This window comes from Ornithinibacillus halophilus (assembly GCF_900129485.1).
Classification (GTDB): domain Bacteria; phylum Bacillota; class Bacilli; order Bacillales; family Amphibacillaceae; genus Ornithinibacillus; species Ornithinibacillus halophilus.
This window is the reverse complement of sequence record NZ_FQVW01000025.1, coordinates 35,267-45,630: the sequence shown is the minus strand read 5'-3', so window position 1 is coordinate 45,630 and position 10,364 is coordinate 35,267. Positions and strand designations below refer to the sequence as shown.

The following is a 10,364-nucleotide window of genomic DNA, read 5'->3' as shown; positions in this document are numbered from 1 at the left end:
CTTAAAATCTAGTATTTTTTAAGAGGATGGATCTCGATGCCGGAAGCGAAAGTGATCTGAGCTCTACCGTAATCGAAAGGTACTCTCGATGCCGGAATCGGAAGGAATCTGAGATCTACGGTAATCGAAGAGTGTTCTCAATGCCGGAAGCGAAAGGAAGTTGGGTTCTACGGTAATCGAAAAGGTGTCTCGATGCCGGAAGCAAAAGGAAGTTGGGTTCTACGGTAATCGAAAAGGTGTCTCGATGCCGAAAGCAAAAGGAAGTTGGGTTCTACGGTAATCGAAAGCCCGTCTCGATGCCGGAAGCAAAAGGAAAAGGAGTTCTACGGTAATCGAAAAGGTGTCTCGATGCCGGAAGCGAAAGGAAGTTGGGTTCTACGGTAATCGAAAGGTGCTCTCGATGCCGGAAGAGAAAGTATCGGGGGTTCTACGGTAATCGAAAAGGTTTCTCAATGCCGGAAGCGAAAGTGATCTGAGTTCTACGGTAATCGAAAAGGTGTCTCGATGCCGGAAGCAAAAGGAAGTTGGGTTCTACGGTAATCGAAAGGTGCTCTCGATGCCGGAAGCGGAAGGAAGTTGGGTTCTACGGTAATCGACAGGCTATTTCAATGCCCTTTTCATCAAGGAAACAAGTCAAAAGGTAAACGAAAGCCCGTCTCAATACCCTTTGGCTCAATCTCTCATCCAAAAAAGTCATCGAGAATTAACTATACCATCCCAAAAGCACTCCAATAAAAAAAGTGGATTAAATTAATCCACAGTTATAGCAATTATTTAAGGTATTTCCAAAAGTTCCCGTGTTTTGCTTGGATTTTCTTTACTTTTTGTTTTAATTGTAACTTCTTCATTTCTCGTTCTGCTTTTCCAATGGTCCAGCCGTATACCTCAGATACTTCTTTACTTCCGACAACATCATAGTAAGCCAGAAATTGTTCAAGAGGTGGTTTTTCGGATGGGATTGGTGTTTTTTGAAGCATTTCAATTAATACGCGTACATAAATATCGTATGGATAAAGTCCTGAAATTTTGATTCCTTGTTCTTCTATATCTCTGTTAAAGAAAACGATCGTTGGTGTGTAATCTACTTCCATTTCTTTCGTTAATTTTAGGTCGCATTGAAGTGCTTTTTTGGCAGATGGGGAATAGAGGTCTTCTTGGAATTCCTCAATATCTAATTCTGCTTCTTTCGCACACTCTAGCAGTATTTCATTTTTGGATATATCTTGTTTATCTAAAAATATTTTTTCTTGTACTTTTCTCAGAAATACTCTACCAGCTCTTTTACCTTGTAATTCTGCTGCTTTAATAGCTAGGAAAGCTGCCTTTGGTGAATTAATTGGATTCTCTATCCATAGGTCGCCATCACAGCTCATTCCGGTTCGTTTGGCTGTTCTTTCCCAAATTTCACGTAATTTCTTAGGTTGGTCAAAAGGCTCTTTGTTTAACGGATTTAAATAACCACCTATAATTGGATAGATAGTAAAAAAACGTCCATATTCAATCGTAAGCTTTTTAATATAAGGCTCGAGTGACCAGCACTCTGGGCATAGTGGATCAATAAAAACATAGATTTCAATTGGCTTTTGTACAAAATAGCTGTCGTAATGAGGCGATGTGTTTGTCTGATTTGAGCCACCTAGCCCAGGACGATTCCAACTCACATCGATTCTCCTTTCTTTGTTTCCATTGCCTGAGATTAAATTCCGTAATAGGAAGTCATCTATCAGGCGATACCACTTTTAATTAAGATGAATAGCTTCGTGCACCTGCGACTAGTGAATTGCCACAGGGAGATTACCTTGGCCCTTGTGCCGAGAAATCGCAGTCCCGATCTCAGTACATCGCAAAGCGGGCGCACTGCATTTTTTTATTATGGTGTGTTCATCATATGATGAGCGGTCATGGTCAATCTTTCAAAAATAGCTGTACGATATGGTTCTTCAATGTTTGCTTCATCAAGTGCTTCATCCATACATTCTAACCACGCATCTTTTCTCTCTGGTGTTATTTCAAATGGTAAGTGTCGACGTCTTAACATTGGATGTCCACGGTATTCATTATATAATTTGGGTCCACCAAAAAACTGTGTTAGAAACATATATTGTTTTTTAGCTACCTCTGTTAAATCATCTGGAAAAATAGGAATTAACTTTGGATGATTTCCTACTCGTTTGTAGAAAGCATTCACTAGACGGTCGATAGTCTCTTCCCCGCCTATCGCTTCGTAAATTGTTCCTGGTTCATTCATCCTTGATATCTCCTTCTATATTTGTACAAAGATAAGAAAGTATGACTTTCAGAGATGTCTAGCTCCGAGCGCCTGCGACTAGCGAGACTTCCTTCGCCTCCGTACGATAAGTCAACATCGACTCCCTTTGGTCGTCGTGTTTCCTTTATCTCCTACGCCTCAGTCCAGTCCGTACGTCGCAAAGCGGGCGCTCTGCGCTTTTCTTATTATTGTAGCAACGAAATGATAGGTGGGCAAATAATCTGATTTTACCAAGGATTAATTACCTACTTCATTAAGCTTATAAACAACCGCTCGATCTTATTTTTCGTTTGTCTTTTTGGAATTTGAAATTGGGTTAAGATTGATTGAAACGCATTTTCTCCAGCCGTAACAGTAGGTGCTTCAATTTCTAGTTCATAGTCATGTTGATGATTATAGGTGCTATAGTCCAAAACGTATAAAATATCATTTTCGGCATATTCTCTTCTCTCAGTAGTTAAACTACCAAAGAAACGGAGTGACTCCAGAGGGATTCCCATTTGTTTTAAGGCCTCTTGAATATTTTCTTTTGCGATGCAGTGACCGTTTAACCACTCGAACGCTTCTTCTTTTGTAAGAGAATCATGGGTTTCTAGTAAACCATCTCCGTGAGGTTGTTTTAAAGTTAGCTGATATTTCCCTTGTTTTTCGCGAATGCGTAAGGCGCTACTTTTTTCTTTAAGTTGAAAGTCATCTGTCTCAAAATAATAATTCGTTTGAGAGAAAGCTTTGTTAGGAAAAGGTAGGGCAGTTAATAATTGATTATATTCATGTTCAGTCAATAAGTTTTTAAATTCGATTTCAATTTCTTGGGTCATAATTTCCTCCAGTATTGTATACATTAGGTTTCATGAGTGAATTTTAGTTACTATTGATTATGGCGAAAGAAAGTTAATTATGCAATCATTATCGTTTTCATAATTGTATGGTAAAATAGTAAAAGATATGGTACGGAAGGTTTGGTGGTAAGATGAATTGGCAAGTAAAGCTTGCACCGTATTCGCAAGTAGTTGCAGAATTAAAAGTTAAGTTAAGAGGGATGAGGGCACAATTTGAATATGAATCCAGCCATTCCCCAATTGAATTTGTGACTGGTCGTGTAAAGCCAGTAGATAGTATTATTAGAAAAGCAGAAAAGAAGAAAATACCACTAGATCAAATCGATGAGCAAATGCAAGATATAGCTGGTTTACGAGTGGTTTGCCAATTTGTTGATGATATATATACGGTTGTTGATATGATTCGTTCTAGAGAGGATTTATCCATTATTGAAGAGAAAGATTATATCACGAATAAAAAGGAAAGCGGATATCGTTCCTATCATATGATTATTAATTATCCGGTAGAAACCATACATGGAATGAAAAAGGTGATCGCAGAGATTCAAATTCGCACATTGGCGATGAATTTCTGGGCAACTAATGAACATTCGTTAAACTATAAATATGAAGGGGCAATTCCATCAGAAATCCAGACGCGTTTAAAAAAGGCAGCTGAGGCAGCTTTTAAACTAGATGAAGAAATGTCGAAAATAAAGAATGAAGTACAAGAAGCACAACGATACTTTCATCATAAAACTACATAATCGTACCAGTAGAGGGGGTTGGCATGAATGAAATTTAAAATTGTATCTAAAGGTGACGAACGATCTAACAAAATAAAAACAACGATTAAACAATATTTGACTGATTTTGAATTAATTTATGATAGAGAAGAGCCAGATTTAGTTATTTCGGTTGGAGGAGATGGAACTTTTTTAGAAGCATTTCATCGCTATGTCCACCGATTAGATAAAACGGCTTTTATTGGAGTACATACAGGTCACCTAGGATTTTACGCTGATTGGTTGCCAGAAGAGGTAGAAAAATTAGTAATAGAAATTGCAAAAACACCATTTCAAGTGGTGGAATACCCATTACTTGAAGTAATTATTCGTTCAAAAACAGGTGAAAGCGAAGACCGATTCTTGGCCTTAAATGAAGCTACGATCAAAACGCCAGATGGCTCGGTTGTATTTGATGTGGAAATAAAAGGGGAACATTTTGAAACGTTCCGAGGGGATGGATTATGTATTTCAACGCCTTCGGGAAGTACAGCTTATAACAAAGCATTGGGTGGTGGAATCATTCATCCAACTTTAGAAGCAATACAGTTGACGGAAATGGCTTCGATTAATAATCGTGTGTTCCGTACAATTGGGTCGCCACTTATCTTGCCTAAACATCACACATGCTTGTTAAAACCTATTGTTGACCGAAGTTTTTTAATTACGATGGATCATTTTACTAGAAACTATACGAATGTAAAATCAATTCAATGCCGAGTGGCCAAAGAAAAAATTCGTTTTGCCAGATTTCGTCCATTTCCATTTTGGAATCGTGTTCGTGATTCGTTTGTTACAGAAGATGACGGCCAACTAAACAGACTTAAATGAGATTTGTGGAGGCAACAAGATGGAATGGAAAATAAATGAGCAAAATGAAGGAATGACGATACGAGAATTCCTCCAGCGAGAACATCAATTTTCCAGACGAATAATTAAGGCAATTATTTATGATGGTGGCAAAATATTAGTCAATCATGAGCCAAAAACAGTTCGTTATGTATTAAAGTCTAATGATGAACTTAAAATTGTATTTCCTCCTGAATCGAAAGGAAATCACATGTACCCAGAAAATCTCCCATTAGACATTGTATACGAAGACTCATCTATACTTATAGTTAACAAGCGGGCCGGGATAGCAACGATTCCTTCCTCTCAGCATCAAGGGGGGACAGTGGCAAATGCAATACTAGCTTATTATGAAAAACAGCAGATTCCCTACACGGTGCATGTTGTCACAAGATTAGACCGGGATACGTCAGGACTATTATTAATTGCTAAAAGTCGTTACATACACTCGCTCTTATCAACGTCTCAAAAACAAGGTAATGTGAGTCGAAAATACCAAGCAATCGTTGAAGGAATACCAGTTCCCCTTGAAGGAGTAATTGATGAAAAAATCGGGAGAAAAGAAGGCTCGATTATTGAACGAGAAGTACGATCAAACGGTCAAAGGGCAGTGACGCACTATAAAGTGATGGAAACAAATCATGGTCATGCATTGGTCGATGTTGTGCTAGAAACAGGTAGAACCCATCAAATTAGAGTACATTTTTCTCATATAAAACACCCATTAGCAGGGGACGACTTGTATGGGGGTTCATTGAAGCGAATTAATAGACAAGCATTGCACTGTTATCAATTACAGTTTATCCATCCCATTACGAAGAAGAGCTTAATATTTACAACAGAGATTCCTGAAGATATGAAAAAGATCCTTGCCCAGTAAGTTAGTCTTCTGGGAAGGATCTAAATTTTTCTTCAACAAAAGGTTGTTTGGAAGGGACAGCAATGGTTGTTTCTTCAGGCAAACGAAAGGCAGTTAGTTCATTGCCAAATACACAACCAGTATCAATATTAATAGTTTTATGGATGATTCTTGGTTTCAGAACCGGTGTATGGCCATAGATAATCCATCGTTCGCCATGATAATGTTGAGCCCAGTCTCGACGAATTGGGCGACCATCCACATCAAACTCACCAGTAATATCCCCATATAACACAAATGTCTGGACTTTTTTGTCCTTTCTTCCTATATAGGACTCTTTAATTCCAGCATGAGCGATAATGGCATTTGCTTCTGGAATCGATAAATATAGCTCTGCATTGTCGTATAAATACATAAATTGCTTGCGTATTTTCTGTTGCCTATTTTTATCTAAGGCTTGATACTCGGCAACCGTAGTTTCTAATCCGTGCTTTTGTTGTACTTTGTTACCAAGAAAAAAACGATAAAGTTTGTTACAATGATTGCCTGGAACATAATTGGCTTTTTTCTGTTTCACAACCATTTCATAAACAAGTTCAATCGTTTTAATGGAATTGGGTCCACGGTCTGTTATATCACCAACAAAAACAGGGATTCTCCCATCAGGGTGAACAAAATAATTCTCTTGTTTTTGTTCGTAGCCTAATTTGTGAAATAGCTCGCATAATTCTTCATAGCATCCATGAACATCGCCAATCACATCAAATTTCATTGAAATCACCACCATTCATATCGTAGTTTTTGTTAGAAAACCAAAATGCATTCTGAGAAGTCGAGGCACCGGTAGTCCGTACGTCGCAATACGGGCGCTCTGCGCTTTTCTTGTAATAAAGTATAAACGAATTTAATCTGCTAATGGTAATAAAAAGTTTAATCAAATATATTTAGTGAAATATAATCAATATAAGTACAACGCTTTACATTTGGCACTAATTCCTACAAAATAAATAAGTCACTGATTTAGAACCGATACAAGGGAGTGGCAAAGGGGAAATGAAGATGGAAAATAATCAACCAATCGAATTTGATGAACAAATACAACGAGCATTAGAAAAAGAAAACCTGGATGAATTCCGTACCCATTTTTTAGAGTTGCACCCCTATGAACAAGCTATCTTCTTTATGGAAAAAGAACATGATGATCGAATGAAAATTTATTCGTACCTTTCTCCGGAAGAAATTTCAGAAATGATGGAACACATCGAGATTGAAGATATCGATCCGTACATAACAGAAATGGATCCACGATTTGCAGCGATGGTGTTTAGTGAGATGGCAGCAGATGACGCTGTTGACGTTTTGAATGAAATGGAAAAGGATAAAGTTGCTAGCTTCCTAACAATGATGGATAAGGAAGCGTCTGATGAAATCAAAGAGCTGTTGCATTATGAAGAAAAAACAGCCGGAAGTATCATGACAACGGAATTCATTTCAATTTATAAAACACAAACCGTCAAGGACACGATGCTGCAATTAAAAGAAGAAGGTCCCGACGCTGAGACCATTTACTATATGTATGTGGTAGATGAGGATAAAAAATTAGTTGGTGTTCTTTCATTAAGAGATTTAATCATTGCTGATGATGATCAATTAATTGGTGGCATTATGAGTGAGAAAATTGTCCATGTTTCCGTAGCAGCTGACCAAGAAGATGTTGCTCAAACGATGAGGGATTATGATTTTCTAGCTGTTCCGGTAGTTGATTTTCAGCAACATTTATTGGGGATTATTACGGTAGATGATATTTTAGATGTTATGGATGAAGAAGCTAGCGATGATTATTCCAAACTAGCAGGGGTTGACGTGGAACGACCAGACGTTAATGCATTTGCATCGGCTAAAAAACGTCTGCCTTGGTTAATTATATTGCTTTTCTTAGGTTTATTAACAGCAAGTTTAATTGGAAGGTTTGAAGATACGTTAGATCAAGTTGCGATTTTAGCAATATTTATTCCATTAATTGCTGGTATGGCTGGGAACACTGGGACGCAAGCTTTGGCTGTTGCCGTGCGTGGGTTGGCAACAGGAGAATTTGGAACAGAGGGTAAGCTCAAATTAATTTTACGAGAAGCAGGAACGGGGCTTATTACTGGTACTGTTTGTGGTGTATTGATTACAGGAGTTATTTTTGTTTGGCAGGGCCAGATTTATCTTGGTATTTTAGTAGGGATTTCGATCATGGCAACCTTGGTAGTTGCTACTTTGGCTGGATCCTTAGTACCACTGTTAATGTATAAATTAAATATTGATCCGGCAGTTGCATCAGGGCCATTCATTACAACAATCAATGACATTATCTCGATTTTAATTTACTTTGGAATGGCAACCGCATTTATGGGGTTATTGATTTAATTAGAAAATCACACAGGGAATTGTGTGATTTTTTGTTTTGGGGAAGGTGGATTCATGGCTGAAAGTTGGTGGTCCTACGTTCCGTTAATATGCTGTTTTTATGCAAATATGAGGTTCAGATGGTTCTAGATTCCGTTATTTGCTATATTCACAAGTTTTTCAATGGAAAATCCTTGAATAGAGGAAAGAGGATTCATCAGGAGGTAAATTTTGCTGGAATTTAGGCGAATAACGGAATGAGGATTCATGGGTGAAACGTGGTGGTCCTAGGTTCCGTTATTAAGCAGATTTGATGCAAATTAGAGGTTCAGATGGTTCTGGATTCCGTTATTTGCTATATTCACAAGTTTTTCAATGGAAAATCCTTGAATAGTGGAAAGAGGATTCATCAGGAGGCAAATTTTGGTGGAATTTAGGCGAATAACGGAATGAGGATTCATGGCAGATACTTGGTGGTCCTAGGTTCCGTTATTAAGCTGATTTAATGCAAATATGTGGTTCAGATGGTTCCATATTCCGTTACTTTCCATATTCACATGTTTTTTATTGGTATATTCTTGAATAGAGGAAAGAGGATTCATCAGGGGGCAAATTTTGCCGGATATCTTGTGATTAACGGAAAGAGAATTCATGGCTGAAACCTGGTGGTCCTAGGTTCCGTTATTCCCCTACGACTTAGTCTTGCAACACGTTTCTCCTTCTAGGTACATATAATGGTTTGACGAATTGTTTATGAAGGAGTGGTTGTTAAATGGCAAAAAAAAGATATGCGCGATCACCGTTGATGTATATTCAGCAGCCCAATATAAAAAAGCCAGAAGCTACGATGCAGGATTCCTATAATAGTCCTAAAAAGAAAAAGGAAAAAGCTACCCAAAAGCAGGATGAGCCAAAAAGAAATCCTAGAAGAGTTAGTCCAATTAGACGTCCAGTCGCTTCAGTCAATCAGCAAGTGAATCCTGTTAATTCATCTCAACCAGAAGTGGAAGAAAAAGAGTCAACAGTTGATCAAGAAGAAGATAAACCTAGTAATGCTCGTACAAAAAAATTCAAGGATATGAATTTAAAGGAAAAGGTAGAGTATTTTGCTGATTCCCCTAAGCATTTACCAAAGATGAAATGCATTATTAAAACGGATGAAAAAACATATCGTGGGATTGTTTTAGAATTTAAAGATGATACTGTATTTTTTCGTGTAGGAAATAGGGCTACCCCTAGAAAAATTCCATTTGATTCGATTACAGAGGTAAGAATGTTAGGTCTTTAAGAAAAGCGCAAGCAATTGGACTTAGACAACTCTGATAGTTATACTAAATATCTTAAAAAAAATGCCAATTGAAGGGGGGAATGACCCTTCAATTGGTATTATTAAAGTAATTAGTTAAATACACTAATTGCTGGTAAGCAAGTTACATGGCAGAAGCAATTTAAGTCAACTGTGATACAAATGCCTGTGTTATCAAGGCCTTTTGTTTCTTGATCACAAGGGTCATGTAAGTGATCACACTTACAAGGGTCATTTGGATTTCTTAATAGTTCTAGTACTGCACAGCAATCGTCATCTATATCTTTAACACGGAAGATGAAGCTTGCTTGCATTTCACCAATTTTTCCTAGCTCATCGTTGTAACGATTTGCACCGAATCCTTTGAAAGGCTTACAACTATCTTTGCAGTATAATATTACTGGTACAGTGTCTAAACCAGTTCCAGGATCTGTTTCACCTAACAAATCATTAATTGAACGTTCACAACTGGTTTCACAGCAATTTTCAATTACATCTTCTTGTGCATCAAGGATCTCCCTCAACACATCACATACACAGTTACCTGTTGCAGATTCTCTTCCACAGCCACAACCCATAAATTATTTCTCCTTTCTAAATCTTTATTGACGTATTGTCTCTAATAGAGTATGTGTCTTAGGGTATATGGTGTGGGCATGCGTCCGGGTATAAGCAACAAAACTTTTACGAATATAAAATAGGCTTCATGTAAGAAGTTGGGAAAAAATTCAGCATATTAGGGCATGTGTCTATACCTAAGCTAAAGTAAAACATAGACTAATATCGAGTATATTTTGCAGAAGGAGTGACAGTTTGTATGTCTGATAATAAAAGAATTATTAAAGTGAAAGATCTTGTTATCGAAGCAGAGAATGTAATTATCGAGCCTAAAAGACGTCCTATGCGAGATCCTTTCTTCGGAGGATTTGATGATCGTCGACGCGTGGATGACATAGGAATGGAATCAAGTAGTAGTAGCAGTAGTCGAAGCGGTGAACTACTAGGAGATGACGATCGTAAAGATGATGACCGAAGACCATTTTGGATTTAAGGTTTAAGTAATATTGAAATCCCTCCCTTTATATTT

11 protein-coding genes are annotated in these 10,364 nt (G+C 37.7%); 6 read left to right on the top strand and 5 right to left on the bottom strand.

The window, feature by feature from the left end:
- Positions 1-770: 770 nt before the first annotated feature.
- The 3 genes from BUB12_RS10890 to BUB12_RS10880 form a co-directional block, all read right to left on the bottom strand.
- On the bottom strand, positions 771-1,661 hold the full coding sequence (locus tag BUB12_RS10890; RefSeq protein WP_072890848.1) for a ClpXP adapter SpxH family protein: 891 nt from the start codon (positions 1,659-1,661) through the stop codon (positions 771-773).
- A 209-nt stretch (positions 1,662-1,870) separates the two neighbouring features.
- Positions 1,871-2,248: a globin domain-containing protein gene (locus tag BUB12_RS10885; RefSeq protein WP_072890847.1), complete on the bottom strand. Its 378-nt coding sequence runs from the start codon at positions 2,246-2,248 to the stop codon at positions 1,871-1,873.
- A gap of 266 nt (positions 2,249-2,514) precedes the next feature.
- Positions 2,515-3,087: a CYTH domain-containing protein gene (locus tag BUB12_RS10880; protein ID WP_072890845.1), complete on the bottom strand. Its 573-nt coding sequence runs from the start codon at positions 3,085-3,087 to the stop codon at positions 2,515-2,517.
- Positions 3,088-3,239: 152 nt separating this feature from the next.
- Here BUB12_RS10880 and BUB12_RS10875 point away from each other — a divergent pair, with 152 nt between their 5' ends.
- Genes BUB12_RS10875 through BUB12_RS10865 form a run of 3 tightly spaced genes read left to right on the top strand, consistent with a single transcriptional unit; the run spans position 3,240 to position 5,601 of the window.
- Positions 3,240-3,854, top strand: a complete 615-nt coding sequence (locus tag BUB12_RS10875; protein WP_072890844.1) for a GTP diphosphokinase — start codon at positions 3,240-3,242, stop codon at positions 3,852-3,854.
- Positions 3,855-3,881: 27 nt separating this feature from the next.
- Positions 3,882-4,703: an NAD kinase gene (locus BUB12_RS10870; RefSeq protein ID WP_072890842.1), complete on the top strand. Its 822-nt coding sequence runs from the start codon at positions 3,882-3,884 to the stop codon at positions 4,701-4,703.
- Positions 4,704-4,722: 19 nt separating this feature from the next.
- Positions 4,723-5,601: an RluA family pseudouridine synthase gene (locus tag BUB12_RS10865; protein WP_072890840.1), complete on the top strand. Its 879-nt coding sequence runs from the start codon at positions 4,723-4,725 to the stop codon at positions 5,599-5,601.
- Position 5,602: 1 nt separating this feature from the next.
- Here the strand turns inward: BUB12_RS10865 and prpE are convergent, their stop codons facing one another.
- Positions 5,603-6,352 (bottom strand): bis(5'-nucleosyl)-tetraphosphatase PrpE, encoded by a 750-nt coding sequence (prpE, locus tag BUB12_RS10860; protein WP_072890839.1) that lies wholly within the window; start codon positions 6,350-6,352, stop codon positions 5,603-5,605.
- A gap of 287 nt (positions 6,353-6,639) precedes the next feature.
- Here prpE and mgtE point away from each other — a divergent pair, with 287 nt between their 5' ends.
- Positions 6,640-7,992: a magnesium transporter gene (mgtE, locus tag BUB12_RS10855; RefSeq protein ID WP_084063305.1), complete on the top strand. Its 1,353-nt coding sequence runs from the start codon at positions 6,640-6,642 to the stop codon at positions 7,990-7,992.
- A gap of 751 nt (positions 7,993-8,743) precedes the next feature.
- Positions 8,744-9,259, top strand: a complete 516-nt coding sequence (locus BUB12_RS10850; protein ID WP_072890836.1) for a CotO family spore coat protein — start codon at positions 8,744-8,746, stop codon at positions 9,257-9,259.
- Positions 9,260-9,369: 110 nt separating this feature from the next.
- On the opposite strand, the gene BUB12_RS10845 is transcribed toward BUB12_RS10850, so the two are convergent.
- Entirely contained in the window at positions 9,370-9,855 is a 486-nt protein-coding gene (locus BUB12_RS10845; protein WP_072890834.1) for a CotY/CotZ family spore coat protein, read from the bottom strand.
- A 239-nt stretch (positions 9,856-10,094) separates the two neighbouring features.
- Between BUB12_RS10845 and BUB12_RS10840 the strand changes: the two genes are divergently transcribed.
- Positions 10,095-10,328 carry a hypothetical protein gene (locus BUB12_RS10840; RefSeq protein ID WP_072890833.1) on the top strand — a complete coding sequence of 78 codons (234 nt, stop codon included), beginning with the start codon at positions 10,095-10,097 and terminating at the stop codon, positions 10,326-10,328.
- Positions 10,329-10,364: the final 36 nt, after the last annotated feature.

Excerpts from the sequence above, each read along its gene's own strand:
- BUB12_RS10880 (WP_072890845.1), bottom strand. The coding sequence starts at position 3,087 with ATGACCCAAGAAATTGAAATCGAATTTAAAAACTTATTGACTGAACAT.
- BUB12_RS10885 (WP_072890847.1), bottom strand. The coding sequence starts at position 2,248 with ATGAATGAACCAGGAACAATTTACGAAGCGATAGGCGGGGAAGAGACT.
- prpE (WP_072890839.1), bottom strand. The coding sequence starts at position 6,352 with ATGAAATTTGATGTGATTGGCGATGTTCATGGATGCTATGAAGAATTA.
- BUB12_RS10865 (WP_072890840.1), top strand. The coding sequence starts at position 4,723 with ATGGAATGGAAAATAAATGAGCAAAATGAAGGAATGACGATACGAGAA.
- BUB12_RS10840 (WP_072890833.1), top strand. The coding sequence starts at position 10,095 with ATGTCTGATAATAAAAGAATTATTAAAGTGAAAGATCTTGTTATCGAA.
- mgtE (WP_084063305.1), top strand. The coding sequence starts at position 6,640 with ATGGAAAATAATCAACCAATCGAATTTGATGAACAAATACAACGAGCA.
- BUB12_RS10875 (WP_072890844.1), top strand. The coding sequence starts at position 3,240 with ATGAATTGGCAAGTAAAGCTTGCACCGTATTCGCAAGTAGTTGCAGAA.
- BUB12_RS10870 (WP_072890842.1), top strand. The coding sequence starts at position 3,882 with ATGAAATTTAAAATTGTATCTAAAGGTGACGAACGATCTAACAAAATA.
- BUB12_RS10845 (WP_072890834.1), bottom strand. The coding sequence starts at position 9,855 with ATGGGTTGTGGCTGTGGAAGAGAATCTGCAACAGGTAACTGTGTATGT.
- BUB12_RS10850 (WP_072890836.1), top strand. The coding sequence starts at position 8,744 with ATGGCAAAAAAAAGATATGCGCGATCACCGTTGATGTATATTCAGCAG.